At 64.5% G+C, this 25,949-nt stretch carries 23 protein-coding genes; 6 read left to right on the top strand and 17 right to left on the bottom strand.

The window, feature by feature from the left end:
• Positions 1–7: 7 nt before the first annotated feature.
• Complete coding sequence (locus tag LKE06_RS22080) at positions 8–688, bottom strand: TIGR00266 family protein (protein WP_228001251.1); 681 nt, start codon at positions 686–688, stop codon at positions 8–10.
• 81 nt (positions 689–769) lie between these two features.
• Positions 770–1,132, bottom strand: a complete 363-nt coding sequence (locus LKE06_RS22075) for an arsenate reductase family protein (protein WP_228001250.1) — start codon at positions 1,130–1,132, stop codon at positions 770–772.
• A gap of 83 nt (positions 1,133–1,215) precedes the next feature.
• Between LKE06_RS22075 and LKE06_RS22070 the strand changes: the two genes are divergently transcribed.
• The gene (locus LKE06_RS22070) at positions 1,216–1,719 is read left to right on the top strand and encodes a nitroreductase/quinone reductase family protein (protein ID WP_228001249.1); all 504 of its coding nucleotides are present in this window, start codon (positions 1,216–1,218) and stop codon (positions 1,717–1,719) included.
• 195 nt (positions 1,720–1,914) lie between these two features.
• Here the strand turns inward: LKE06_RS22070 and LKE06_RS22065 are convergent, their stop codons facing one another.
• From LKE06_RS22065 to LKE06_RS22055, 3 genes are read right to left on the bottom strand one after another with little or no spacing between them, the layout of a single operon-like run.
• The gene (locus tag LKE06_RS22065) at positions 1,915–2,952 is read right to left on the bottom strand and encodes a TIGR03842 family LLM class F420-dependent oxidoreductase (RefSeq protein ID WP_228001248.1); all 1,038 of its coding nucleotides are present in this window, start codon (positions 2,950–2,952) and stop codon (positions 1,915–1,917) included.
• A 39-nt stretch (positions 2,953–2,991) separates the two neighbouring features.
• Positions 2,992–4,413 (bottom strand): dihydropyrimidinase, encoded by a 1,422-nt coding sequence (gene hydA, locus LKE06_RS22060; protein WP_228001247.1) that lies wholly within the window; start codon positions 4,411–4,413, stop codon positions 2,992–2,994.
• Positions 4,414–4,429: 16 nt separating this feature from the next.
• Positions 4,430–5,269 (bottom strand): nitrilase-related carbon-nitrogen hydrolase, encoded by an 840-nt coding sequence (locus LKE06_RS22055; RefSeq protein ID WP_228001246.1) that lies wholly within the window; start codon positions 5,267–5,269, stop codon positions 4,430–4,432.
• A gap of 123 nt (positions 5,270–5,392) precedes the next feature.
• Between LKE06_RS22055 and LKE06_RS22050 the strand changes: the two genes are divergently transcribed.
• Positions 5,393–5,740 (top strand): hypothetical protein, encoded by a 348-nt coding sequence (locus tag LKE06_RS22050; RefSeq protein ID WP_228001245.1) that lies wholly within the window; start codon positions 5,393–5,395, stop codon positions 5,738–5,740.
• A gap of 14 nt (positions 5,741–5,754) precedes the next feature.
• Positions 5,755–6,492 carry a peptidylprolyl isomerase gene (locus tag LKE06_RS22045; protein WP_228001244.1) on the top strand — a complete coding sequence of 246 codons (738 nt, stop codon included), beginning with the start codon at positions 5,755–5,757 and terminating at the stop codon, positions 6,490–6,492.
• A gap of 132 nt (positions 6,493–6,624) precedes the next feature.
• On the opposite strand, the gene LKE06_RS22040 is transcribed toward LKE06_RS22045, so the two are convergent.
• The 3 genes from LKE06_RS22040 to arc form a co-directional block, all read right to left on the bottom strand.
• Positions 6,625–7,989 carry a glycosyltransferase family 39 protein gene (locus LKE06_RS22040; protein WP_228001243.1) on the bottom strand — a complete coding sequence of 455 codons (1,365 nt, stop codon included), beginning with the start codon at positions 7,987–7,989 and terminating at the stop codon, positions 6,625–6,627.
• A 151-nt stretch (positions 7,990–8,140) separates the two neighbouring features.
• Positions 8,141–8,776, bottom strand: coding sequence for a TetR/AcrR family transcriptional regulator (locus tag LKE06_RS22035; protein WP_228001242.1), 636 nt, complete (start codon positions 8,774–8,776; stop codon positions 8,141–8,143).
• A gap of 85 nt (positions 8,777–8,861) precedes the next feature.
• Entirely contained in the window at positions 8,862–10,622 is a 1,761-nt protein-coding gene (arc, locus tag LKE06_RS22030; RefSeq protein WP_228001241.1) for a proteasome ATPase, read from the bottom strand.
• A 180-nt stretch (positions 10,623–10,802) separates the two neighbouring features.
• Between arc and LKE06_RS22025 the strand changes: the two genes are divergently transcribed.
• A complete protein-coding gene (locus LKE06_RS22025) occupies positions 10,803–11,342 on the top strand; it encodes a WKL family lipoprotein (RefSeq protein WP_228001240.1) in 540 nt (179 codons plus the stop codon).
• Positions 11,343–11,415: 73 nt separating this feature from the next.
• Here LKE06_RS22025 and LKE06_RS22020 read toward each other — a convergent pair whose 3' ends face one another.
• Positions 11,416–12,249, bottom strand: coding sequence for a tRNA (adenine-N1)-methyltransferase (locus LKE06_RS22020; protein WP_228001239.1), 834 nt, complete (start codon positions 12,247–12,249; stop codon positions 11,416–11,418).
• A 79-nt stretch (positions 12,250–12,328) separates the two neighbouring features.
• On the opposite strand from LKE06_RS22020, the gene LKE06_RS22015 reads away from it, so the two are divergent.
• Positions 12,329–13,240, top strand: coding sequence for a RecB family exonuclease (locus LKE06_RS22015; protein WP_228001238.1), 912 nt, complete (start codon positions 12,329–12,331; stop codon positions 13,238–13,240).
• A gap of 55 nt (positions 13,241–13,295) precedes the next feature.
• Here the strand turns inward: LKE06_RS22015 and hisG are convergent, their stop codons facing one another.
• The 8 genes from hisG to metH all read right to left on the bottom strand — a co-directional run bounded on the left by hisG (position 13,296) and on the right by metH (position 24,657).
• On the bottom strand, positions 13,296–14,147 hold the full coding sequence (gene hisG / locus LKE06_RS22010; RefSeq protein ID WP_228001236.1) for an ATP phosphoribosyltransferase: 852 nt from the start codon (positions 14,145–14,147) through the stop codon (positions 13,296–13,298).
• Positions 14,148–14,196: 49 nt separating this feature from the next.
• Positions 14,197–14,460, bottom strand: coding sequence for a phosphoribosyl-ATP diphosphatase (locus LKE06_RS22005; RefSeq protein WP_040735712.1), 264 nt, complete (start codon positions 14,458–14,460; stop codon positions 14,197–14,199).
• Between the two features lie 90 nt (positions 14,461–14,550).
• A complete protein-coding gene (locus LKE06_RS22000; RefSeq protein WP_228001235.1) occupies positions 14,551–16,365 on the bottom strand; it encodes a choline/carnitine O-acyltransferase in 1,815 nt (604 codons plus the stop codon).
• The gene (locus LKE06_RS21995; protein WP_228001234.1) at positions 16,362–17,198 is read right to left on the bottom strand and encodes a class I SAM-dependent methyltransferase; all 837 of its coding nucleotides are present in this window, start codon (positions 17,196–17,198) and stop codon (positions 16,362–16,364) included. The genes LKE06_RS22000 and LKE06_RS21995 overlap by 4 nt, the downstream gene beginning before the upstream one ends.
• 64 nt (positions 17,199–17,262) lie before the next feature.
• Positions 17,263–18,126, bottom strand: a complete 864-nt coding sequence (locus tag LKE06_RS21990) for a HalD/BesD family halogenase (RefSeq protein ID WP_228001232.1) — start codon at positions 18,124–18,126, stop codon at positions 17,263–17,265.
• Positions 18,127–18,345: 219 nt separating this feature from the next.
• Entirely contained in the window at positions 18,346–19,017 is a 672-nt protein-coding gene (locus LKE06_RS21985) for an HAD family hydrolase (protein WP_372477408.1), read from the bottom strand.
• A gap of 28 nt (positions 19,018–19,045) precedes the next feature.
• Positions 19,046–20,632 (bottom strand): serine/threonine-protein kinase, encoded by a 1,587-nt coding sequence (locus tag LKE06_RS21980; protein ID WP_228001230.1) that lies wholly within the window; start codon positions 20,630–20,632, stop codon positions 19,046–19,048.
• Positions 20,633–21,060: 428 nt separating this feature from the next.
• Positions 21,061–24,657, bottom strand: coding sequence for a methionine synthase (gene metH, locus LKE06_RS21975; protein WP_228001228.1), 3,597 nt, complete (start codon positions 24,655–24,657; stop codon positions 21,061–21,063).
• 398 nt (positions 24,658–25,055) lie between these two features.
• Between metH and LKE06_RS21970 the strand changes: the two genes are divergently transcribed.
• Entirely contained in the window at positions 25,056–25,949 is an 894-nt protein-coding gene (locus LKE06_RS21970; RefSeq protein WP_372477407.1) for a PAC2 family protein, read from the top strand.

The following is a 25,949-nucleotide window of genomic DNA, read 5'->3' as shown; positions in this document are numbered from 1 at the left end:
ATTCGCGTTAGCCCGAGGACGCCGACGATCCGGCCCACGCCGCGAGCGCGCCCGGATTGCGTGTTTGCAGTAGCACGCGACCGGGACCAGTGAAGTCGAAGACGAAACCCTCGCCAGATTTCAGGGATTGGATCGAACGGCCCGATACCGCGCGACGCATAGTGAAGTTCATCGCCAGGTCGTAGGCCACCACGTGACCGGTGTCGATGGTGATCGGCTCGCCGGGCTGGAGATCGATCACGTCGATAGCGCCGAATACCCCGACAACGATTTCACCGTCACCGTGCGCACGCAGACCGAAACCGCCCTCACCGCCGAACATGTTCGCGAAACCACCCCATTTGCTTTCCACTTGCACGCCATGGGAATTCGCGATCCAGCCGCCACGATTGATGAAGAACGGCCGGTCCTGGGTGATCTGCATGTTCAACATGTCGCCAGGCAGCGCGGGCGCCACATCGACCCAACCACCCTGCTGCGGTGCGGTGAACGTGGAAACGAAGAACGATTCACCGGCCAGCACCGACCGCTTGAGCCCGGCCAGGATGCCGCCTTCGGCCTTGGCCTGCAACGTGACTCCGGCCGAATGCGCGACCATCGCACCACTCTCGACCCGCATCGGTTCGCCACCGGCGAGGAAGCATCGCGCGACACCGGACGCCGGACTATGGCGCAGTTGTACCTTCATAAACGCCGACATTACCGGGTGCCGACGGCCACGACGTATCGGAGGACGACCAGCACGGACTCGACGCGCGGAGACTCGATGTCAAGCCAGCGATTGCAGCGTCGCATCGTCACGCGCGACGACACCGCCGCCGCCGGTGAGCACAATCGGCCGTTGAATCAAGATGGGATGCGCGGCCAACGCCTCGATCCAGCGATCGCGGTCCGTGGCGGTGCGCCCCCAGCCGGACATACCGAGATCCTTCGCGATCTGCTCACCGGTGCGGGCGATATCCCACGGTTCGGCATCCAATCGCTGCAGAACCGTCTGCAATTCCGCGACGGTCGGCGGATCGTCGAGGTAGCGGCGAACCGTGTAGTCCACCCCCGCCGCATCGAGGAACGCGGTCGCGTTGCGGCTCTTCGTGCATCGCGGGTTGTGCCAGATCTCCGTCTGTCCAGTCATATGCGCAGCGTAACTCGCCGCAGATTCGTTCCCATCCGACGTATCAGTGGGCCGACTACGACGGCAGGTTCGACACTGGAGATATGAGCGACGAATCGATTTCTCCGAACCCCTACGGCAGCCCGACGACGAGCGGTGCCGAGCCGATCGGCCAGCATCAAGGCGCGGTCAACTGGCTTATCCGAATTCTGCTGCATACCCCCGGCATCTCTCGTGTGGTCGGGAAGCGGCTGCTTATGTTGCGTGTGGTCGGGCGCAAGACCGGGAAGGTGTACAACGTGCCCGTGGCCTACACCCGTCACGAAGGCACCCTCCTGATCGGTACCACACTGCGGCCGTGGGTGAAGAATCTGCAGGCAGGTAACACGGTCGAGGTGTTACTCGGCCATGCCGCGCAGCCCTTCGATCCCGTGGTCTACACCGATGAGCAGGACGTAATGCGGCTCTACGAGATCATCGCCGCCGACAATCACGCCAATGCGAAGTTCAACGGCATCGGGTTCGCCGCCGATGGGACACCGAACAAGGCCGATATGTATCAGACCTGGCAGCAGGGCGGGGTCGTGATCGCGCTGACCCCGCACTGACCGGGCCATCGGTTCACCAGCTCCCACACAACGACCACGAGCGCGAGCACGCCGACCACGTACCCGGCCCGCCTGGCCCGCGTCCCCGCGCTCATCGCGCGCCCTCTGATGCGGTGGCCTGGTGAATGCCACGCTCGGTCGACATCCTGCCGATCAGCTCGCAACATGCTGCCACGACAGTGGCCATGTGGGCGGTCATTCGGCCACCGCCGTCGCCGTGATCGGGTGCGCGATGTGCGGGATGACCAATTCACCGTATGCGTCCAGCGTGGCGGTCTTCGCGTCATGCTGGAGATACACCGCGAACTGGTCGACACCGAGTTCTTCGAGTTCACGCAATCGCGCGACCTGCTCGTCAGCCGTGCCGATCAGACAGAATCGGTCGACGATCGCGTCCGGCACGAAATCGGCATGGGTATTTCCCGCGCGGCCGTGCTCGTTGTAGTCATATCCGTGCCGGCCCGCGATGTATTCGGTCAGTGCCGACGGAATATCGCCGCCGGAGCCATATTTCGCCACAATGTCGGCGACATGGTTGCCGACCATGCCGCCGAACCAGCGACACTGTTCGCGGGCGTGCGCGGTCGCGGCCTCGGAACCGTCGGTCACGTAAGCCGGTGCGGCGACACAGATTTTCACCGATTCCGGATCCCGGCCCGAACCTTCGGCCGCCGCCCGCACCCGCGCGATGGTCCACGCCGTGATGTCCGGGTCTGCCAGCTGCAGGATGAAGCCGTCGGCCACTTCACCGATGAGTGCCAGCGCGCGCGGACCGTAGCCCGCGACCCAGACCTCGAGTTCCGAGTCACCCGCCCACGGGAATCGCACTACGGTGTCCCCGACCCGGGCGCTGCGCCCGTTACCGAGTTCCCTGATCACCTCGACGGATTCCCGCAGAGTTGCCAACGTCGTCGGCTTGCCGCCGAGTGTGCGTACGGCGGAGTCGCCGCGGCCGATGCCGCAAACGGTGCGGTTACCGAACATGTCATTGAGCGTCGCGAAGGCGGACGCCGTCACCGTCCAGTCCCTGGTGGCCGGGTTGGTCACCATCGGGCCGACCGAAATTCTGCGGGTGGCCGCGAGGATCTGGCTGTAGATGACGTACGGCTCCTGCCACAGCAGGTGCGAGTCGAAGGTCCACGCATGCGAAAAGCCGTGTGTCTCAGCCAGTCTGGCCAATTCGACCACCCGCGAGGCCGGGGGTGTGCATTGCAGCACCACACCGATATCCATGCGGCACTCTCCGTTTCGAATCGGATGCGTTTGGTGTCGTCAGATCAGGTTCTGCGACAGTTCCCGGGCGATGAAGCGGCCATGTCCGGTGCTGCCCCGGTATTCGCCGTCGTCGATGATCACCCGGCCGCGCGAGAGCACAGTGTCGACGTGCCCGTCGATCTCGAAGCCCTCCCATGCGGAATAGTCCATATTCATGTGGTGGGTCTTGCCCATGCCGATGCTGGTGTGACCGTTCGGGTCGTAGATCACGATGTCGGCGTCGGCGCCGGGGCTGACTACGCCCTTGCGCGGATACATGCCGAACATTCGGGCCGGAGTCGTGCAGCACACCTCGACCCAGCGTTCCAGCGAAATCAGGCCGTTGCGCACACCCTGGAACATCAGATCCACGCGGTGTTCGACGCCGCCGATGCCATTGGGAATTTTGCTGAAATCGCCCACGCCCAGGTCTTTTTGACCGTTCATACAGAACGGGCAGTGGTCGGTGCTGACGGAAGTGACGGCGCCGGTGCGTAAATACCGCCACAGCTCGTCCTGATGGCCTTCGGCCCTTGACCGCAACGGCGTCGAACATACCCATTTGGCACCCTCGAAACCCGGTGCACCCAACTGTTCTTCGAGCGAGAGATACAGGTATTGCGGGCAGGTCTCGCCGAATACGTTCTGCCCGTTTCCCCGTGCGGCCATGATCTGTTCCATCGCCTGTTTGGCCGATACGTGCACGATATACAGTGGCGCCCCGGTCAATTGGGCGAGCATGATCGCGCGGTGGGTGGCCTCCTCTTCGAGCTGCCATGGCCGGGTGACGCCATGGAAATACGGCGTGGTCTCGCCACGGGCGAGCGCTTGTTCGACAAGCACGTCGATGGCGATCCCGTTCTCCGCGTGCATCATCAGCAATGCGCCGAGGTTGCCCGCCGCTTGCATGGCCCGCACGATCTGACCATCGGTAGAGTAGAAAACTCCCGGGTAGGCCATGAACAATTTGAAACTGGTGACACCATCGGCCACCAATTCGCTCATGCCCTCGAGGGATTCGCCGTTCACGTCGCCGATGATCTGATGGAATCCGTAGTCGATGGCGCACTGCCCGGCGGCCTTCTCATGCCACGCACCGAGGCAGTCCTGCACTCGTTCGCCCGGCTTCTGCACGGCGAAATCGATAATGGTGGTCGTGCCGCCCCAGGCCGCCGCCCTGGTGCCGGTCTCGAAGGTATCGGACGCCTCGGTACCGCCGAAGGGCATCTGCATATGCGTATGCCCGTCCACGCCACCGGGAATCACGTATCTACCGGTGGCGTCGATGACCACATCCGCGGAGTGGATGAGATCGGCTCCCAGCGTGGTGGCACCGGGTTGTAGGACCGCGACAATGGTTTCGCCGTCCACCAGCACGTCGAGCAATTGCGATCCGGTGGCCGAGACCACCGTGCCGCCGTAGATAAAGGTCTTTGTCATATCGATATCACCAGCCTCACGGAGCAACCATCGGTCCATACGCGTCCGGGCGACGATCACGATAGAACGCCCATCGGTCGCGGACAGTTTTGATCAGATCCATGTCGAGGTCGCGAATCACCAGTTCCGGAGCGGAATCGGAGGCGACGTCACCGACGAACTTGCCCTCTGGATCGACGAAGTAACTGGAGCCGTAGAAATCGTCGTCGCCGTACTCCGATTCGATACCCACCCGGTTGATCGCGCCGATGTAGTACTCGTTGGCGACCGCAGAGGCGGGCTGCTCGAGTTTCCATAAATAGCTCGAAAGCCCGCGCGAAGTGGCCGATGGATTGAATACTATTTCGGCGCCCGCCAGCCCCAGCGCCCGCCAGCCTTCCGGGAAATGCCGGTCGTAGCAGATATTGATGCCGACCTTGCCCACGGCGGTGTCGAACACCGGCCAGCCGAGATTTCCGGGGCGGAAGTAAAACTTCTCCCAGAATCCATTGACGTGCGGAATGTGATGCTTGCGGTACTTGCCGAGATAACTGCCGTCGGCATCGACGATCGCCGCGGTGTTGTATAGCAGTCCGGGTTGTTCCTGCTCATATACCGGAAGCACCATCACCAGGCCCAATTCCTTTGCCAGCACGGCGAATCGCTCCGTGGTCGGGCCGGGCACCGATTCCGCGTAGGCATAGAACTCAACGTCCTGTAACTGGCAGAAATATGGGCCGTAGAACAACTCCTGGAAGCAGATCACCTTCGCGCCTTGCGCGGCGGCCTGACGGGCATAGTCCTCGTGCGCTTTGATCATGGACTCTTTGTCGACCGTCCAGTTCGTCTGGACGAGCGCAGCTCGAACAATTCCCATGCTTTGTTATACTTCACCTCGAACCAATTCGGTTGTGTTACAAGTTTGCGGAAACAGTTTCGTATCCATAAACCTCGGTACCGCCGATGGTTTAGGCTCCGGTGCCCGAAGCAGAATGAGCCGGTGCCCCTCGAACCGACGACCTACCCCGCAACCGGCAACGGCGCGGCGCTCGATGATCGCACTCCGGCCGGGATCGCCGCCGCAGCAAGTAGCCTGATCCGTTCGGTGCACTGCAATCCGGCTCGCGGCTGCCGCCCAGGCGACGATTGCCCCGGTAGCGGCGAGTGCGCGCCGGCAACCGAACTAGCCACAGCCACCGCCGTGACGCCGACCTACCCCGCGTCCGGGCACCTGATCGACCGCGTCGAGAGCGATCAGATCTGTACCGTCTCGCGCCAACACCCCACGCTCGCCACGGTGAGATGGAATGATGCGCGGCAGCATCGTCCGGTGCCCAACCCCATATAAGGAGATTCCTCCCGGTGAGTAGCGAACTGCAGGCGCGGCAACTCGACCAAGATCGGCCGCACCGGCCACTCTATCGTCGATTCGGAGTCCCGACGCGCATCCTCGGTTTACTGGCGCTCAGCGCCGCCCTCGCGATATCCGCGCCCGCCGTCGCCTCGGCCGATACCGGGCCATGGCTCGAAAAGGCAACGGGTGCGGGCTGTTCCGAGGCGCTCGCCGGTCAACCCAACGGCAAGCAATGGAAGCTCGAACCCGGCCTGGCCGTCGATCCCGGTGCCGAATACACCTCGACCCTGGAAACCACCTGCGGCACGGTAACCATCGCGCTCGACGCCGCGCACGCACCACGCACGGTTAACTCCTTCCAATTCCTTTCCAACGAACAGTATTTCGACGGCACCAAGTGCCACCGCCTCACCACCGCGGGCATTTTCGTCCTCCAGTGCGGCGATCCAACGGCCTCGGGCATGGGCGGCCCCGGCTATCACGTCCCGGACGAAAACCTGCAGGGCGCGACGTATCCGGCAGGTACGGTCGCCATGGCCAACGCGGGCGCGAACACCAATGGGAGCCAGTTCTTCCTCGTCTACCAGGACACGACGCTGCCGCCGAACTACACCCCGTTCGGCCGAATCACCGGCGGGCTGGACGTTATTGCGAATATCGCTGCCGCGGGCGTCCAGGACGGCTCCGCCGACGGTGCGCCGGCTACTGACGTGATCCTCAATTCCGTTACCACCGCGCGTAATTGAGTCATGCCCACAGCCGGAGCCGCCGAGTAGCACTCCACAACTGTGCTACTCGGTCCTGGTCCGCGAATCGGGGTGTCGGTGACATCGCACAATTGTCGTCGGGCCCTGTCTACATCCGGGTCATCGCGGAGATCAGTCCAGACGCAGCAGGTCCGGCCACATTTGCGACCACAGCAGGCGCGGGTGCTCGCAGCGCCAGATCGTGACGTCGCGGGTGAGACCCGGGTACCCGAGGCGGGCGTCGACGCGGCCGACCGGCGTTACCGTGCCGCAGACGGAGCGCGCTTCGGTGTCGTCATCGCTGACCCATAGCACCGTCGTCGCGGAATCCGGTGGGGTGCCGAAGTATCCGAAGCCGCGGTTGGGACTGTAGATCGCGGGCAGCCCCAACCGCTCACGATCTACGTCCAGAGCGCTTGCCTGCCAATAGGAATCGGTGACCACCACGGAGTTGTCGCGCTCCGGTTCCGGGAGTGCCTGGTAGGCCGTTACGGTGGCATCGCGCAGTTCCGGCCAACCGAACTTGGCGTAGAACAGGAACTCGATTCCATTGCCGGACTGGCTGTCGAACGGCTCGATCTGCGACGTGGGCCGCAGCGGCAGCGAAAACACCACCAGCACGACCGATGCCGCGATCAGCGGAACAGCGACGAAGGGCCGCCAGCGAGCGGTGCTCTGCGTCCACCGCACCGCGCCGACCGCCATGACCGCCGCATAGACGCCCGCAGCGTAATAGGGACGACCACCGGTGAGTATGAAGGCCACCGTCAGCAGAATCGGAACCAAACCGAGGAATCGGTACGGGCGCAGCGACTCCGAACGTAGCAGCGTCCATATGCCGGACAGCAGCAGTACCGCGCCGAACAATCCCGCCGCGGCGATCGCCAGCGGAAGCCAGATGTAGCGACCACCGATTCCGTCCTGTTCCGCCGCCACCACGGCTCCGAGACGCAGCTGCGGCCAGTCGTGCTCAGCCTGCCAGATCAGGCTCGGAACGGCCGAAACCACAACGATCGCCGCGCCGAACCACAGTGCCGGACGCCGCAGTAGCTCGCGCGGGCCGTAGACCAGTACGCCGATCGCCACCGCGATCCAGAAGAAGGGGATCAGCCACTTCACCTGCATGTCGATCGCCGTCACCAATGCCGCCCACATCAGCAGGCCGTCGCGTCGCGTGCGTACCCAACGGATGAGCAACCAACTGATGAGCACCCACAATGCGGTGTCAATAGTGTTGGTAGCCAACTGACTTCCCTGCACCAGCAGGAACGACGAGGTCACATACGCGGTCGCGGTCAGCACCTGCGCGCCGCGAGAGCCGCCGAACTCTCGCGCGATCTGCGCGCTGAGGAAGATCGCCGCGACGGTGATCAGCATCGCCGGAATCCGCAACGCGATCAGCGATCCCGGTGCGATCAGGTCCATCAGACGCGCGATCGCCGGTACCACCGGTCCCTGATCGGCGTACCCGGCGGCAAACCTGCGCCCGGCGGACACGAAATACAGTTCGTCACCGAAGAATCCGTATCGTCCGAGCGACAGCAGCAGGGCGACGGTCGCGGTCGCGGCAATCGCCCCGACCCCTACCAGCGCGAACGGTGCCAGCCCGTCCGGTCTATCCCCTTGCCGGGCATCGGCTTCCAGTACGCTAGCGATCTCTCCCCGCTTTCCGAGTCGCCGAATCGAACACCTTGCACAGGTGTGCCGAGTATTTGCTCATATCGAAATCCGGTTCCCTGATCGATCGTCCGGCCGCGCTGTCGATGGAATCGCGAATGGACTTGGCCATGATCACGGCATCGAACTCGCCGAAGTCACCACCCTCCTGCCCCTCACGCAGCATCAGCACCAGCGGGTCCAGGATCTCGCGCTCCCCATTCGGGTCGTCGAAGGTCCGTTTTCCTTCGGAATCGCGCAGATTCATCACGACATCGGTCATCGCCGCCACATAGTTGCGGTTCGCCTCGATGAAGCTCAGATTCGATTCCAAGTACGCGCGCAACCGATTTCGCGCCCCCTCGGCCGCAGCGATCAACGGCACCATGTATTCGGCGCCCGATACGTACAGCTGGATCACCAGCTGCGTCATCAAATCGTCTTTGCCCTCGAAGTGGTAGGAGATCACCCCCTTCGACACGCCCGCGTGTTTGGCGATCCGAGCCAGCGAGGCATTCCCGTAACCGACCTCGGAGATTACCTCCACCGCCGAGGCGATGATCTGCCGCCGACGCGCCTCCTCGATGAACGACCGCTGTCGACCACCAGGACTATTTTCCGGCCGCATGGTCAGATTTTCGCACGCGTGGCCACCCCATGACAAGCCGAAGGGCCGCACTCCCTACGAAATGCGACCCTTCGAATGGGTAGTTCTACAGGTACTGCCCCGTGTTCGACTCGGTATCGATCGCCCGGCTCGCGCTGGCGTTCTTACCTGTGACCAGCGTGCGAATGTAGACGATCCGCTCGCCCTTCTTACCCGAAATGCGGGCCCAGTCATCGGGATTCGTGGTGTTGGGCAGGTCCTCGTTCTCGGAGAACTCGTCCACTATCGAATCGTAGAGATGCTGGATGCGCAGGCCGGGGTTGCCGGTGTCGAGCACCGCCTTGATCGCGTACTTCTTCGAGCGGTCCACGATGTTCTGGATCATGGCGCCGGAATTGAAGTCCTTGAAGTACAGGACCTCCTTGTCACCGTTGGCGTAGGTGACCTCCAGGAAGCGGTTGTCCTCGCTCTCGGCGTACATCCGGTCGACAACCCGCTCGATCATCGCGTTGATGCACAGCGTCTTGTCGCCACCGAATTCAGTGAGGTCGTCCGCGTGCAGCGGCAATTGGTCGGTCAGGTACTTCGAGAAGATGTCCTGCGCCGATTCCGCGTCCGGCCGCTCGATCTTGATCTTCACATCGAGTCGTCCTGGCCGCAGGATAGCCGGGTCGATCATGTCCTCACGATTGGAGGCGCCGATCACGATGACGTTCTCGAGGCCCTCGACACCGTCGATCTCCGAGAGCAACTGCGGCACCACTGTGGTCTCCACATCGGAGGACACGCCGGAACCGCGGGTGCGGAAGATCGAGTCCATCTCGTCGAAGAACACGATCACCGGAGTACCCTCGGACGCCTTTTCCCTGGCCCGCTGGAAGATGATCCGAATGTGGCGCTCGGTCTCACCCACGAACTTGTTCAACAGTTCGGGGCCCTTGATGTTGAGGAAGAACGACTTGGCTTCCTTGGCATCCTGACCACGCGCTTCGGCGATCTTCTTGGCCAGCGAGTTAGCCACCGCCTTGGCGATCAGCGTCTTACCGCAACCAGGTGGGCCGTAGAGCAGCACGCCCTTGGGCGGACGAAGTGCGTACTCCCTGAACAGATCCTTGTGCAGGAAGGGAAGTTCCACCGCATCGCGGATCTGCTCTATCTGCCTGCCGAGGCCACCGATATCGCCGTAGTCGACATCGGGCACCTCTTCCAGCACCAGATCTTCGACCTCAGCCTTGGGGATGCGCTCGAAAGCGAAGCCCGCCTTGGTGTCCACGAGCAGGGAGTCGCCCGGGCGCAGCTTGCGGATCGGCGAGTCGGGATCGTCGAGATCATCGAACTCGGCAACCTTCGCCAGGGGGCCCGACAGCCACACCACGCGCTCCTCGTCGGCGTGGCCGACGACCAGCGCTCGGCGCCCGTCATCGAGGATCTCGCGCAGCGTGCCGATTTCACCGATCTTGTCGAAGAACGACGCCTCGACAACCGTGAGCGCCTCGTTGAGGCGGACGGTCTGACCGTATTCCAGGGTCGAGGTGTCGATGTTCGGTGAACAGGTCAACCGCATCTTGCGACCCGAGGTGAACACATCGACCGTCTGATCCTCGTACGCGCCGATCAAGACGCCGTATCCGCTCGGTGGCTGACCGAGCCGATCGACTTCCTCACGCAGGGCGACAAGCTGCTGCCGCGCCTCCTTGAGAGTGTCCATCAGCTTGCCGTTGCGAATCGTCAGCGAATCGATGCGGGCTTCCATTTCCCGCGCATGATCCGGCGAATCGGCGAGTTGCCTTCGGAGCGCAGCCGCTTCGGCGCGTACCGCCTCGAGCTCTCTCCAGGCCGCCGAATCCGAATTCTCGATGGGGCTCATGTGCTGCTCCTCCCAGTCCCGGTCTATTAACGCTACCGGGCGCGAACCGTTCTCGCCGTCGGACATGGTTTCGTGGTGATCACATCTAGGCCGCGATGAGCGGCCCGTCAAGGCATGTTAGCCTGCCCTAACAAGTTTCTGGCGTGCCGTTTCGCCAACCGAACCGAAAGGTTGCTGACGATGCTCCCTCCCGCAAAGACACTGCGCGTCTCCTTTGCCACCGTCGCGGCGGCCCTCGCATTGACGGTCGGATTGACCGCATGCGGCTCCGACGACTCGTCCGAGGCGAAGGCCACCACCAGCACTGCCCCGAGCACCGCGTCCTCCGGGGCGGCCGTTTCCAGCACCGCCGGCCACGGCGATCACTCCACGGACGCCGCCCCCACGCCCGAAACGCTGCAGGCGGTCCTGGTCAAGCTTTCCGATCCAGCCACCTCCACCACGGACAAGGCCGCGCTGATCGTGAACGGCGAACAGCGCACAGCCAATATCGACCAGATGAACAAGGCGCTCGGCAACTACGGCACGCTGACCTACACCGTCGCGGACATCACCACCGAGGGCAATACCGCGACGGCTCAGGTCACCATCACCTCGCCACACGGCGCCGCACCTGCCATGCCCCTGACCTGGGAGCATGTCGACGGCATGTGGAAGCTTTCGGACGCGAGCGGCTGCCTGATGCTCGGCTTCGCACAGGCGCCCTGCGTCCCGGCCTGACCGCGCACCCGACCGACCGAAGGCCGCCATCATCGCATTCCAGCGGATATGGCGGCCTTCGTCGTCAACGAACTCAGCCCTTGGAGGGCCGACGCTGCGGCTTCGGGGTAACCGTGCCCTCGGCGAGCCTCCGGGCGCTCACCAGGAACGCGGTATGCCCCTGCATGCGATGTTCGGGCCGAACCGCGAGACCAACGACATGCCACCCGCGCACCATGGACTCCCAGGAGCGCGGCTCGGTCCAGCACTCCTGTTCGCGCAGCGCCTCCACAACCTTCGACAGTTGCGTAACAGTCGCCACATAAACGATCAGCACACCGCCGGGCACCAGCGCTTTGGATACCGCGGGTAGCGCGTCCCACGGTGCGAGCATGTCGAGCACGACCCGATCGACCGGCTGGCCGTCGTAAGCCGCGACGTCCGCGACGGTGAGTGACCAGTTGTCCGGGCGTTCGCCGAAGAACGTCTCCACATTGCGGATCGCGTGCTCGGCGTGGTCCTCGCGAATCTCGTAGGAGACCACCTCACCCTGTGGCCCGACCGCGCGCAGCAGCGAGCAGGTCAGCGCGCCCGAACCGGCGCCCGCCTCCAGCACACGCGCGCCGGGGAACATGTCACCCTCGTGCACGATCTGCGCGGCGTCCTTTGGGTAGATCACCGCCGCGCCGCGCGGCATCGACAACACGTAGTCGACCAGCAGCGGACGCAACGCCAGGTACGGCGTGCCGTTCGTCGAATTCACCACGGTGCCCTCGTCGGCGCCGATCAGGTTGTCGTGTTTGATCCCGCCGCGATGCGTGTGGAACTCCTTACCGGGTTCCAGCACCACCGTGTAGAGGCGCCCTTTGGCATCGGTCAGCTGTACCCGGTCACCGGTGGTGAATGGCCCGGTCCGTCTGGCCGTCATGAATCTCCGTTTCGCTCGGTCGGTGCTGTCGCACGGTTGCGGCACCGGCCTGTCGGTACCGCCAGATAGCCTGCCAGGTATGCGAGTTAGCGTGACCACGCCCCCCGCCGACACCGATTCGGCGGATGTGCCCGCAATGGCGGTGAGCCGGTCGCGCCCCGCGCTGTCCCCTTCGCGGGCAATGGATTTCAAGCAGTGTCCACTGAAGTACCGCTTCCGGGCGATCGATCGGATCCCGGAACCGCCGTCGCGCAACGCGGTACGCGGCACGGTGGTGCACGCGGTGCTCGAGGACCTGTACAGACTGCCCACGGCCGACCGCGTGCCCGAGCGCGCGGCCGAGCTGGCCGGACCGGCGTGGGCCCGGGTGCTCGCCGACCAACCCGAGATCGCCGAGTTGGTGGCCGATGACGGTCTGGAGGAATTCCTCGGCGAAGTGCGCACCCTGGTCGAGACGTACTACCGGCTCGAGGATCCGACGCGTTTCGATCCAGAGTCGTGCGAATCGCGGGTGGAGGTGGAACTCGAGAGCGGAGTGCCGCTGCGCGGGTTCGTCGATCGCATCGATGTCGCGCCGACCGGGCAGCTGCGGGTGGTCGACTACAAGACCGGGCGCTCACCCGGGCTCGCCCAGGAAACCAAGGCACTGTTCCAGCTGAAGTTCTACGCATTGGTGGTGCTACGCACCCGCGGCATCCTGCCCACCCAGCTGCGGCTGATCTATCTCGCCGACGAGCAGATCCTCACCTACGCCCCCGACGAACCGGAGCTGCTGCGCTTCGAGCGCACGCTGGCGGCGCTGTGGCGGGCAATCCTCGACGCGGGGCGGACGGGCGATTTCCAGCCGAGCACCAGCTGGCTGTGCGGCTTCTGCTCATACAAGCACCTGTGCCCAGAGTTCGATGGCACTCCCCCGCCCTACCCAGGCTGGCCCGACGGTGGCACCGGCGAATTGCCGGACGAGACACTCGCGGACTCGGTCGCCGATTGATCGCGTCCGCGAGTACCGGGGTCAACCCCCACATCCAACACGCGGTGCCGCAAACCTAGAACGCGCGGCAAGAGCGGATGTCGGTCGCCAAGATCGCCTTCGCGCCGAGTTCGGCGAGCTGGTCCATGACCTGGTTGCCCTGCTTGCGTGGTACCAGAGCTCGGACCGCGACCCAGTCCGGATCCGTCAGCGGCGACACCGTCGGCGATTCCAGTCCCGGGGTGATCAGGGCCGCGGCATCCAATAATGTCTTGGGGCAGTCGTAGTCGAGCATCAGGTATTGCTGGGCGAAGACGACGCCTTGTACGCGGGCGATGAGCTGGTTACGGTCGCGGTCGTCCTGATCGGCGCCGTTGCGTTCGATCAGCACGCCTTCGGAATCGCAGAGGGTCTCACCGAAGGCGACCAGGTTGTGCTGACGCAGGGTACGTCCGGAGCCGACGACGTCGGCGATGGCGTCGGCGACGCCGAGTTGGATGGAGATCTCGACGGCGCCGTCCAATCGGATGACCTCGGCCTCGATACCGCGCCTGCGCAGGTCGGTGAGGACCAGGTTCGGGTAGGAGGTGGCGATGCGCTTGTCGTAGAGGTCCTCGACCTTCCACCCGCGCCCAGCGGGGGCGGCGTATCGAAAGGTGGAGCGGCCGAAGCCGAGCGAGAGACGTTCCCGGACAGGTGCGCCCGAATCCAGGGCGAGGTCGCGACCGGTGATGCCGAGGTCGAGTTCGCCGGAGCCGACATAGACGGCAATGTCCTTGGGCCGCAGGAAGAAGAACTCCACCTGGTTACTCGGATCCAGGACGGTCAAATCGCGGGTATCGGTGCGCTTACGGTAGCCGGCCTCGGACAGGATCGAGGTCGCGGATTCGGACAGGGCGCCTTTATTGGGGACTGCGACGCGCAGCATGAGTTGGTGTCCTTTCGCCAGGGAAGAAACTGCGGAATCGGGCCGACCGTCACAGATGTCGGTACACGTCTTCGAGCTTCAATCCGCGACCCACCATGAGCACCTGAACCCAGTAGAGCAATTGCGAGATTTCTTCCGCGAGCGATTCGTCGCTCTCGTGCTCGGCGGCGAGCCACACTTCGCCCGCCTCTTCGAGCACCTTCTTACCCTGGCTATGCACGCCCGCGTCCAGCGCGGCGACAGTTCCGGACCCCTCGGGGCGGGTGACTGCACGATCCTGGAGCTCGGCGAACAGGGTTTCGAAGTTCTTCACGGTGAGTCATTGTTTCAGACCCGCACGCGGAGCTGTTGCTGTGGTCGGTGCCCAGCCGCCGTTGCGGCGGCTGGGCAGCACGGCGGCGGCTCAGGACCCCGAAAGCAGCGCCTCCAGATCGGCGACCGCGGTGCGGAGCTGATCGGCGAATGCGTGCATCTGGTCCGCGACCGGTTCGGGGGTGGCGAGATACAGATTCCAGCGGTCGGGCAGCAGCACGTAGGCGACGCCGATGCACTTGGGACTGGTGGACCCGAAACCGAAGTACCGGATATTGACCGACGGCGCCGAGCTGGTGCTCAGGTAGTCGTCGCGCATGATGGTCCAGCCCGGGCTGTCATACAGCGCGATCGGTTCCACGACACCGAGTTCGGCACCGCGGCGACGCTGGATCCACTGCAGTTCCCACAGATGCTGTTCGGGTGCGTCCCCGGCCTGGCACTGTTTGGCCCGTTCGACATGCGCGGCGGCCGCGGCCAACGCCGCGTCCTTCTTCGCACCTGCGGCGATCGCCGGATCCTGCATCGCGTCGACGAACGCGACCATCTGCGGCGTCACCACCCGCATCGCCTCGGTGCGGCCGTTGCGGTACTGGCGGGTTGCGATGGACTCGTAGGTGGCCCCGGTAATGCCCTTGCTGCGTCGATGGGCCAGTTGATAACTCAACTGCGCGAACGCGTCCGGTGAGATGCCGAGCTGTTTGGCACGCGCGGTGCCGAAGTTCTCGAACGACACCGTGGTGGTGGCATTCTCGGCGGCGTATCGCGCGAAATCCGCACACGCCGCGGCGATATCGGCACGCTGAGCGACATCGAGGACGAATTCGATCGGCTCGACAAGGGGCAACCCCTGTGGTTGTGCGCCGGAGTGCGCGGCATGCTCGGTGACCGGTTGCTCGAGCAGCGTGTCGACGAACGACAGAATGGTGGTGCCGTCCAGCCCACAGTGTTCGATGTTGATGCCTGCCTGCCCGTCGCCGAAGACAATGAACGACACCGACTTATCGAACCATCGGTTCGCGCTGTCGCCGTGCAACAGGTGGTCGCATGCCTGCATTTCGTCACGCGGCGCGAAATCCTCGAGGCAGACGCAAAACAGCGCGGTTTCGATGGTGTCGAGCGACGCGGCATTCGCCGGGTCGGCACGCAACACCTGCCTGCTCGCGGCCCATTCGGGGCGCGCCTTGGTGGTGAGATGCCCGACCGCGATATCGGTGCGTGCCGAGCGCGCACCCGTCTTCAGCACCGAACGCAGCCCGTCGGCGAGGTCCTCGAACGCGTACGGCACGCCGTCGGCGCCGATCACGTCCATCCGGAACATGCTGCCGCGGAAGAAAACCACGATGTGCTTCGCCTCCGAGTGGCCCGGCCATTCGTCGCTGTAGGGCACCCGCACAGAGTCCTGCGGCACGCCCGGAATCCGCGTCTCGGAGAACAGATACTTGTTCTGCCACATCGACAACTGCTTACCACGCTGGGTCACCGGCGGCACCGACTCGGAGTCCAGCGCCAGCTTGTAGTCGACGGCGGCGGCGATGATCCCCGCTCCACGCTCCACCTGATCCGCCGCGGTCGAGGTGGCCAGCGGCGTATCGTCACCGAACAGGAAGAAGAAGTTGGCGTTCAACGCGATTCGATCGCGCCTGCCCAGGTAACGCGACGGCCAGAACAGGTCCAGCCAGCTACCCACGCCAGGGGTCGCGTCGTATTCCGCCAGCGCCGCGTGCAGTGTCCGGCCAGGGCTATCCGCGCGCAGCAGGTCCGCGACCGCCGCTTCGGTCGCGGCGAATTCATCCGCGTTCAGCAGCGGTGCGCACCACTGCAGCAGCCGGGTGCAGCTGTCCTCCAGCGTCGGCAGTGGCACCCGGGGCAGGTGATCGTCGGCAGCGAAGGTGCGTTGACTCAATGCGGTTCCTCGGGTTCGGCGCGGTTCGAGAGCGGACGGGAAATGTAGAGCTTGGCATACAGCCAGCCCGCGTCTTCATAATCGGTGGTGTCGACTCCATTGCTGGACAGGGTGTCCAGCACCTGTGCACGTTCGGCATCGGAGGCGAACCGCCGCTGTTCGAACATGCCGGGCGCCTGTTCGGTGCGATAACCGAGCACGGCGAGTTCCTCGGCGATCGGGTCGAAATCGAACATCCGCAATACGAAGTGTGCCATCCATGGTCGTCGGCGCGGATGCGCGCGTGCCACTCGGGACAGCGTCTTCTCGGTGACGTAGCCGATGCACCCGGTGGAGACCACGATATCGACGTCGGCCAGGGTGGCACGTTGTTCCTCGGTGAGGTCGTTGGCCTCGAGGTCGGCGTGCACCGTGTCGTGCAGGAATCCGGCCGCGCGCGCGTAGGCCAGTGCTGGACCGGCGGCATCCATTCCGATGAATCGGACGTCGGGCAGCCGGTCCTGTGCGTCCAGCCAGGCCCGGTCACGGGCGATGAGTGCGGCCCGATCGGATTCGGTGGCGACTCGGTAGTGGTCGGCGAGCTCACCGATAGAGGTGTCTAATCGCAGCATTGCCGCGTTGACACCGTAGGAGCAGCCGATATCGAGCACGGTGGGCGTACTCACCTGCGTCGAGGCACGATACGCCTCGATCTGCTGCTGCAGGAACGGTTTCGCCAGTTCGGGAATCCGATAGTCCAATTCGGACATCCGGGCGTAGTACTCGCGGGGGTCGGGACGGTTGTAGATATCGTCGAAGGAAGCTTTCCCGGTCGCATGTGACGGCACTGACATTGTTCGTTCCTCTCGGGCCGGGCTGTGCCGCATTGTGTCGCCATGCGGCAAAAGTTCGGCCTGTTCAGTCGAGCAGTCGGTCGCCACGAACAGCATCGGCCGCAGCGGCTAGGTGAACGGGCAGTACCCGCCCGAACAACTGGCGGGTGCGTTCCACCGTACCGATAACACCGGGGCGATCGGTGTAGGCGAAGATCGCCGAATGCCGTGGTGGATCACCCTCGACCGGAGAAACCCGGTGCAGCGAGAAACGGCCGCGGAATAGTTGCAGATCACCCGGACGCAGCTCTAGGCGTCGGATCCGTGCCGCACCGTCGCCGGTCAGCACATCGCGCACATAGTCGAGGTTCTCGGCATGCGGCGAGCGAATGTTGGGGCAGTACTCGAAGACACCACCGACGGCCGCGGGCTGAGTCAGCATGCTGACGGTGAATTCGTTGGTGTCGAAGTGCCAGGGGTGCGACATACCCGGCTCCACCACGTTGAGGCACAGTCCGGCAAGAGGGTCGGCGAATTCGTGCAATCCGGCCAGACCGAAACAATCGGCCACGAGACGCTGGAACACCTCGCTGGTGTAAAGCCGGTGGATCAGCGCGTCGACCGGAATCCGATCGCGCGGCACGAACGCATTGCCGCGCGTCAATACGATTCGCGCCGGATGATCGTGCGGCAGTTCGGTATCCAGTGGAATGTTGTAGGCGTTGACCTGTTCGACCTCATAATGCGCGTCGGGGGCTATCGCCTCTCCCTCTGCGCGCAGGGTCTCGACCAACTCCGGCCGGATGAATTCTCGAAGCACGGTGCAGCCGACATCGTCCAGATCCGCGCGCGCCCGCCGTACCGCCACCCGCCAGCCCGATCCGCCCGGATCCGCGAGGGGATACCGTGCCGTATCGACGATCTCGTCCAAGACACTCGTCGCTGCCATGGCGTAATTTTGGTGGAGCGGCCGCAGACACGCCCGGGATTCGGCAAGTATTGCCGTGACTACTGTCACGTTTACCGTCAGCGCTCACATACGTTGCGGCACAGTAACTCTCGCTAGCACGACTGTCCGCGATACGTAGCGCGGCGAATTCTCATAATGGCGCACACCGAATACTTGTGCCGCATAACAAGATTGACAATTGCCGACCGCACGGCGGATTCAACCCTGAACGCGCAAGGCGTCTTCCAGATCTGCGACCGTCAATCCGATCAGTGAATCCCGGAAGACGCGCCCGGGCGCGTCCGGAACCGGTATCTCGCACGGGACCACAATGACCGCACAACCCGCGGCCTGCGCCGCGCTGGCGCCGGTAGGCGAATCCTCGACCGCCACACAGTCCCTCGGGTCCAGTCCGAGCAGTTCGGCCGCCCGCAAGTAGATATCCGGCGCGGGCTTGCCGTGCGCTACTTCATCACCGCACACCGAATGGTCGAAAAAAGCACGGTCGAGGGTGTCGAGTCCGAACTCGGTCAGCGACCGCTTGGTATTGGTGACCAGGGCCGTGGCGAGCCCGGCCGCCCGGACCAGGCCCAAGGCGTCCTTGGCGCCGGGACGCCATGGAATCGGACCGGTCATCAGCTCCGTCACCCTGGCCTCGAGGAATTCGCCCGCCGATCGAACCGCAGCGACCGTCGGCTCGATACCGAGTCCGTCGAACAGCAGGCGCAGTGCATTCGGCCCCGACGCACCGATCAACGCGTGCCGCAGTTCGTCGGTCATCTCGTGTCCGTGCTCGCGGGCCAGGTCACGGACGCCGATATCCCACAGCTTCTCCGAATCGAGCAGCGTGCCGTCCATATCCCACAGCACACCGGCCAGTCGCGCCGTCACCTCGCCTACGTCTCCTTCGAATCGCCTATTACGTGCCCGAGGCCGCGATCAGCAGTCGCCCATTGTCCGGCACGACCTGGATCCAGCGGTTCTCAGACGAGGTCGAGCCGTCCTTCAGGTTATAGGTCAGCGAAACGACCGCACGGTTCTCACCGTTCGGTGTGACGGCACCCACGCTCACCGACCGGATGGAATTCCAGAATCGGGCATACGCGTCGTACCCGCCGGTCTGCGCTTGATACGCGGGCGAGAGTTCGGTCCAGGCCGCACCCAGATTGCCGGGGACCATCCCGTAGTAGCCCTGGACGAATTGCGCGATCCGATCGGCGGTCGGTGGGCCGAACGGTGTGGTGGTAGCGGGTGGGCGAGTGGTTGCCGTCGGCGGGCGCGGGGCCACCGGCTCCTGTTGCCCGGGGGCGACGACATTCGGTGCGTCCGCGGTCGAGGTGAGGTCTCCGGTCGGCGCGGTGGCCGTCGGGCTGTCGTCGCTACTGTTCGACGCCAGCACCAGACCCACCACGACGAGCACCGCGACAACGGCGATCGCCGCCACCGCGATGAGGCGGGCACGGGACTGCTCATCCCCCGACGTTCCGGGTGGGGTATCTCCCGCAGCGTTCGGCGGTGTCGGGGTCGGCACGGCGGTAGCCGCCGGGACCGCGGCATCGGCGGTGGTGGTCTCCGATGCCGGATCGGGTACGGCGCCTGCCTTCGGTCCGGGCAGCACTGTCGTAGCGTCGGCCTCCGGCGCGGGCATGACCTTTGTCGTGGCCGGAGTGGGCGCCAATGCCGGAGCACGGCCGGCCGCCACGGCTTCCATGGCGTCTTGTGCCTCCCGCATGGTCGGGCGCGCGTCGGTTGTCGGAGCCAGCAGCCGCAGCAACACCGGGCCGAGCGCACCCGCCTTTTTCGGCGGCGGGATTTCCCCGCGCGCCACGGCGTGTAGCACGGCAAGGGGGTTGTCGCCCTCACCGAACGGCGGGGAGCCCTCGACGGCCGCGTACAACGTGGAACCGAGCGCGAACACATCCGAGGCCGACTCCGGGTCCTCGCCGCGTGCCACCTCAGGAGCGAGGTAGGCGGGCGTGCCTGCCAAGAATCCGGTCGCGGTGACGGTGACGTCGCCCACCGCGCGGGAAATGCCGAAGTCGGTGATCTTCACCGTGCCGTCGTCGCCGACCAGCAGGTTGGCCGGCTTCACATCGCGGTGCATGATGCCCGCGTCGTGCGCGGCGGCCAGCGCTGCGGCCGCCTGGGCTCCGATCCGCGCCACCTCCATCGCGGGCAAGGTGCGATGCCCCGAAAGCTTCGCCGCCAGGCTCGGAGCGTCCATGTACTCCATCACCAGCCACGGCTGGCCGTCCTCTTCGGCGACATCGAAGACGGTGATCGCGTTCGGATGATGCAGTCGCGCCGCGATCCGGCCCTCGCGCATCGCACGCAGGCGCGCCTCGATCGCTGCGGTTCGCGTCAGATTCGGAGCCAGCAGCAACTGCTTGACCGCGACCGTGCGGCGCAACCGGACGTCGGTTCCTCGCCAAACGACGCCCATGGCTCCGGTGCCTATCGGATCCGTAATCCGATACCGGCCCGCGATCAACCGATCCGAGGTCATGGTGTGGTACCCCTCCTACTTGCCCGCCGAGTCGTTCCGCACTCCGCGCGTAAGCGGAAATCCTCGAAAATCTTACGCGCCGAAGTACTTTGCATCCGAATACCGCTACGACGAACACATCCGCCGACTGCCCCGGATGCAGTTGCAATGCGTCCGACAATGTCATACCCGCATGACATTCATCCACCAGCATGCGACGGCAATACAGCAATTTCGCAGGTCACGCGGTACTCGTCAGCGAAAAAGCCCACGAAGCCGCGGGTTCGGAATTTCCGCGCGCTACCCCGCGACCTGCACCGCGATCGCATATTTCGACACAATCACGATCATTTCCGACCCGAACGACGCAGCGGCCCAGCAAGATCCGATGCGCCGAGAATCACACTGTCCCGTTTGGTCGGATAAATGCGCGCCCGCGCCGATCCGTATCAGGCGTTGAAGTACTTGGCTTCCGGATGCAGCAGCACGAACGCGTCCGTCGACTGTTCGGGATGCAACTGCAACTCCTCCGACAGCTCCACACCGATTCGGCCCGCGTCGAGCAAATCCACCAGCTTCGCGCGATCCTCCAGGTCCGGGCAGGCGCCGTAGCCGAAGGAGTAGCGGGCGCCGCGGTAGCCGAGCTTGAAGTATTCCTGCACATCGGCGGGATCCGACTCGGCGACCGCATGTCCGTCCAGGGTGAGTTCTTCCCGGACGCGCCGGTGCCAATACTCTGCGAGCGCCTCGGTGAGCTGTACGCCGATACCGTGCACCTCGAGGTAGTCGCGGTAGTTGTCGGCGGCGAACAGTTCGTTGGCGAAGTCCGCGATCGGCTGGCCCATGGTGACCAGCTGGAACGGCAGCACATCCACCTCACCGGCCTGCTCGGCCCCCTTCCGCGATCGGATGAAGTCGGCGATGCACAGGAACCGGTCGCGCTGCTGGCGCGGGAAAGCGAAGCGATATCGTTCGGGGGCATTGGGCTCGGGTTCGGTCAACACGATGACCTCGTCGCCCTCGGAGACTGCGGGGAAGTACCCATACACCACGGCGGCATGCTGCAGAATCCCCTCGGTGGACAGCCGATCCAGCCAGTACCGCAGCCGCGGCCTGCCCTCGGTCTCGACCAGTTCTTCGTAGCTGGGTCCATCACCGCCGCGCTGACCGCGCAACCCCCACTGGCCGAGGAACAGGGCGCGCTCGTCGAGCAGCCCCGAATACTCGTGCAGCGAGAGACCTTTCACCAGGCGCGTACCCCAGAACGGGGGCGTCGGCACCGGCAGTTCCGCGGCCACATCGGAGCGGGCAGGCACTTCGACGGGCACCTCGAGCGCCTTGCGCTCCGCGGCGATCCGCTTGGACCGCTCATGGCGCGCCTTGCGCTGGGCGGCCTTCTCACGTTCCGCGATCGCCTCCGGGCTATCCGGGTCGATGCCGCCGCCACGCTTGCGGGTCATGATGTCGTCCATCAGCCGCAGGCCCTCGAACGCGTCGCGTGCGTAGTGCACATCGCCCTCATACACGTCGGTCAGATCGTTCTCGACATAGCCTCGGGTCAGCGCCGCGCCGCCGAGCAACACCGGGAACTGCTCGGACATCCCCTTGGTGTTGAGCTCCTGCAGGTTCTCCTTCATCACCACCGTCGACTTCACCAGCAGCCCGGACATGCCGATCACGTCCGCCTTTTTGCCGACGGCCGCGTCCAGGATGGTCGCGATGGGCTGTTTGATGCCGAGGTTCACCACCTCGTAGCCGTTGTTGGACAGGATGATGTCGACCAGGTTCTTGCCGATGTCGTGCACATCGCCCTTGACGGTGGCCAGCACGATTCGACCCTTGCCACTGTCGTCGGTGGCCTCCATATGCGGTTCCAGGTAGGCGACCGCGGTCTTCATCACCTCGGCCGACTGCAACACGAACGGCAACTGCATCTGGCCCGAACCGAATAGCTCGCCGACGGTCTTCATACCCGACAGCAGTGTTTCGTTGATGATCCGCAGCGGCGGTACCTCGGTCATCGCCTCGTCGAGGTCGCCCTCCATACCGTTGCGCTCACCGTCCACGATGCGCCGCTCCAGGCGCTCGAACAGCGGCAGCGCGGCCAGCTCCTCGGCACGAGACGCGCGCGACGACGAGGCCGACACGCCTTCGAACAGACCCATCAGCTTCTGCAGCGGGTCATAACCCTCGCTGCGGCGGTCGTACACCAAATCCAGTGCGGTATCGCGCTGTTCGGCCGGAATGCGCGCCATCGGCAGAATCTTCGAGGCGTGCACGATCGCGGAATCCAGTCCCGCCTGGACACATTCGTGCATGAACACCGAGTTCAGCACCTGACGGGCGGCAGGATTGAGCCCGAAGGAAATGTTCGACAGACCCAGCGTGGTCTGCACAGCCGGGTGCCTGCTCTTCAAAAGCCGTATGGCCTCGATGGTTTCGAGGCCGTCGCGGCGTGACTCCTCCTGGCCGGTGCCAAGGGTGAAGGTCAAGGTGTCGATGATGATGTCGCTCTCGAGCAGGCCCCAGTTGCCGGCGATATCGGCGATCAGGCGCTCGGCGATGGCCACCTTCTTTTCGGCGGTGCGGGCCTGGCCTTCCTCGTCGATGGTCAGCGCGACCACCGCGGCACCGTGCTCGGCAACCAGCTTCATCGTCTGCTGGAAGCGAGATTCGGGCCCCGCGCCGTCCTCGTAGTTGACGGAATTGACCGCGCAGCGGCCACCCAGGTGCTCCAAACCTGTACGCAGCACCGGGGTTTCGGTGGAGTCGAGCATGATCGGCAAGGTCGAGGAGGTGGCAAGGCGGCTCGCGAGGGCCTCCATATCCTTGGCGCCGTCGCGGCCGACGTAGTCGACGCACAGATCGAGCATGTGCGCGCCGTCGCGGGTCTGGTCCTTGGCGATATCCAGGCACTTCTGCCAGTCCTCGGCGAGCATGGCCTCACGGAATGCCTTGGAGCCATTGGCATTCGTGCGTTCGCCGATCATCATGATGCTGGCGTCCTGCTGGAACGGAACCGCGCTGTACATGCTCGATACACTCGGCTCGTGCTCCGGCTTGCGCCGCGAATCGACCGGTGGCAGCGTCGGCTCGACCTCACGCACCGCCGCGGTGACCTGGCGAATGTGCTCGGGTGTGGTACCGCAGCACCCGCCGACCAGCGCGAGCCCGTATTCGGAAACGAAGTTGCGCAACGCGATTGCCAACTCCTCGGGCGTCAGCGGATACTCCGCCCCATTCGCGCCGAGGATGGGCAGACCCGCGTTCGGCATCACCGACACCGGTACCTGGGCATGCCGGGACAGGTGACGCAGGTGCTCGCTCATTTCGGCGGGCCCGGTGGCGCAGTTCAGGCCGATCATGTCGATACCGAGCGGCTCGAGCGCGGTCAGCGCGGCACCGATCTCGCTGCCGACCAGCATGGTGCCGGTGGTCTCCACCGTCACGTGGGTGATGATCGGGATCCGCCTACCCAACCGTGTCATCGCATTCCGGCTACCGGTGACCGCAGCCTTCACCTGCAGCAGGTCTTGGCAGGTCTCGATCAGAATCGCGTCGGCACCGCCATCGAGCATGCCGAGCGCCGCCTCGGTGTAAGCATCACGCAACGCGACATAGGGTGCGTGTCCCAGCGTCGGCAGCTTTGTGCCCGGCCCCATCGATCCGAGGACATATCGCGCGGTGCCATCGGCGCTGGGCCCCATCTCATCGGCCACCTCACGGGCCAGCCTGGTGCCCCGCTCGGACAGATCGCGAATCCGGTTGGCAATGTCGTAGTCGGCCAGGTTCGGCAGATTGCAGCCGAAGGTATTGGTCTCGACCGCATCGGCCCCCGCCTCGAAGTACGCGCGGTGGATATGACGCAGTACCTCCGGGCGCGTGTCGTTGAGGATTTCATTGCAGCCCTCTAGCCCGCGGAAGTCATCGAGGGTGAGGTCGGCCGCTTGCAGCATCGTGCCCATCGCGCCGTCGCCGATGACAACACGCCGATGGAGCGTGTCGAGGAGCGTCGTATCGAACTCGGCGGAAGTGGGCGCAGACATGTTCTCAAGCGTAGAGGGCACCCATGACAGACCGACAAGAGATACAAGGAGTACCCCTGCCCGTGTGCCACACCACACATTCACGACCGACGAACCCGGCAACAATCGGAAGCATCGGCGGTACCGCGACCCCTCGTATTCGTATACAACACGCCCACTCGTCCCCGTCCCGAGCCAGACGACATCAAGCCCGAGCTCGCGGCCGACTCACATACAGCGGCCGACTCACATACAAAGGGCAAGCCGAACCCGCGATCACCACCCCGTCAACACCCCAACGCCCCGGCCGCAGGTTTCCAGCGAAGCGAGATCGAGCACTGAAGTCCGCGAGCCTGAGGGCCGCGAACACGCAGCGCCGCAGGCGCTGCCAAAACCAACACTGCCGTAGGCTGACCGGGGTGAACTCCAGTGAATCTCCGGTGTCACCCGAGCCGGATATGCCCACGTTGCGGGATCCGGTGCTTGTCGCCGCCTTCGAGGGCTGGAACGATGCTGGTGACGCGGCCAGCGGTGTTGTCGAACATCTGGAACTGATCTGGGATGCCGAACCGCTCGCCGAACTCGATTCCGAGGACTATTACGACTATCAGGTCAATCGTCCGACGGTACGTCAGGTCGATGGGGTGACCAGGGAGATCCAGTGGCCATCGACGATGCTGTCAGTGTGTTCGCCTCCCGGTAGCGATCGCGATGTGGTGTTGCTGCGCGGTATCGAACCGAATATGCGCTGGCGTAGCTTCTGTACGGATCTGCTCGAATTCATCGAGCAACTGGGTGTGCAGACTGTCGTCATTCTGGGTGCGCTGCTGGCCGACACTCCGCATACTCGCCCCGTCCCGGTCACCGGTTCCGCATACAACAAGGAAGCCGCCGAGCGGTTCAACCTGGAACAGACTCGGTACGAGGGGCCGACCGGCATCACCGGTGTGCTGCAGGATCAGTGCGTGAAGGCGGGGGTACCCGCGGTGTCGTTCTGGGCGGCTGTGCCGCACTATGTTTCACAACCGCCCAATCCGAAGGCCACCATCGCGCTGCTGCATCGGGTGGAGGATGTGCTCGATATCGAGGTACCGCTCGGCGAGTTGCCCAATCAGGCCGAAGAGTGGGAAGCGGCGGTCAATGAGATGACCGTCGGCGACGATGAGATCAGCGAGTACGTCCGCTCGCTCGAGGAACGCGGCGACGCGGCCGTCGACTTGAACGATGCGATGGCCAAGATCGACGGTGACGCGATCGCGGCGGAATTCGAGAAATACCTGCGCAGGCGGGGTCCGGGCAGTTTCGGCCTGTAG

It is taken from the genome of Nocardia australiensis (genome assembly GCF_020733705.1).
Taxonomy (GTDB): Bacteria; Actinomycetota; Actinomycetes; order Mycobacteriales; family Mycobacteriaceae; genus Nocardia; species Nocardia australiensis.
This window is presented reverse-complemented; position numbering and strand designations above follow the sequence as displayed.

Bases quoted from the DNA above. Each gene is read 5' to 3' on its own strand.
- LKE06_RS22080 (WP_228001251.1), bottom strand. From the start codon at position 688: ATGAAGGTACAACTGCGCCATAGTCCGGCGTCCGGTGTCGCGCGATGC.
- LKE06_RS22075 (WP_228001250.1), bottom strand. From the start codon at position 1,132: ATGACTGGACAGACGGAGATCTGGCACAACCCGCGATGCACGAAGAGC.
- LKE06_RS22070 (WP_228001249.1), top strand. From the start codon at position 1,216: ATGAGCGACGAATCGATTTCTCCGAACCCCTACGGCAGCCCGACGACG.
- LKE06_RS22065 (WP_228001248.1), bottom strand. From the start codon at position 2,952: ATGGATATCGGTGTGGTGCTGCAATGCACACCCCCGGCCTCGCGGGTG.
- hydA (WP_228001247.1), bottom strand. From the start codon at position 4,413: ATGACAAAGACCTTTATCTACGGCGGCACGGTGGTCTCGGCCACCGGA.
- LKE06_RS22055 (WP_228001246.1), bottom strand. From the start codon at position 5,269: ATGGGAATTGTTCGAGCTGCGCTCGTCCAGACGAACTGGACGGTCGAC.
- LKE06_RS22035 (WP_228001242.1), bottom strand. From the start codon at position 8,776: ATGCGGCCGGAAAATAGTCCTGGTGGTCGACAGCGGTCGTTCATCGAG.
- arc (WP_228001241.1), bottom strand. From the start codon at position 10,622: ATGAGCCCCATCGAGAATTCGGATTCGGCGGCCTGGAGAGAGCTCGAG.
- LKE06_RS22025 (WP_228001240.1), top strand. From the start codon at position 10,803: ATGCTCCCTCCCGCAAAGACACTGCGCGTCTCCTTTGCCACCGTCGCG.
- LKE06_RS22020 (WP_228001239.1), bottom strand. From the start codon at position 12,249: ATGACGGCCAGACGGACCGGGCCATTCACCACCGGTGACCGGGTACAG.
- LKE06_RS22015 (WP_228001238.1), top strand. From the start codon at position 12,329: ATGCGAGTTAGCGTGACCACGCCCCCCGCCGACACCGATTCGGCGGAT.
- hisG (WP_228001236.1), bottom strand. From the start codon at position 14,147: ATGCTGCGCGTCGCAGTCCCCAATAAAGGCGCCCTGTCCGAATCCGCG.
- LKE06_RS21995 (WP_228001234.1), bottom strand. From the start codon at position 17,198: ATGTCAGTGCCGTCACATGCGACCGGGAAAGCTTCCTTCGACGATATC.
- LKE06_RS21990 (WP_228001232.1), bottom strand. From the start codon at position 18,126: ATGGCAGCGACGAGTGTCTTGGACGAGATCGTCGATACGGCACGGTAT.
- LKE06_RS21980 (WP_228001230.1), bottom strand. From the start codon at position 20,632: ATGACCTCGGATCGGTTGATCGCGGGCCGGTATCGGATTACGGATCCG.
- metH (WP_228001228.1), bottom strand. From the start codon at position 24,657: ATGTCTGCGCCCACTTCCGCCGAGTTCGATACGACGCTCCTCGACACG.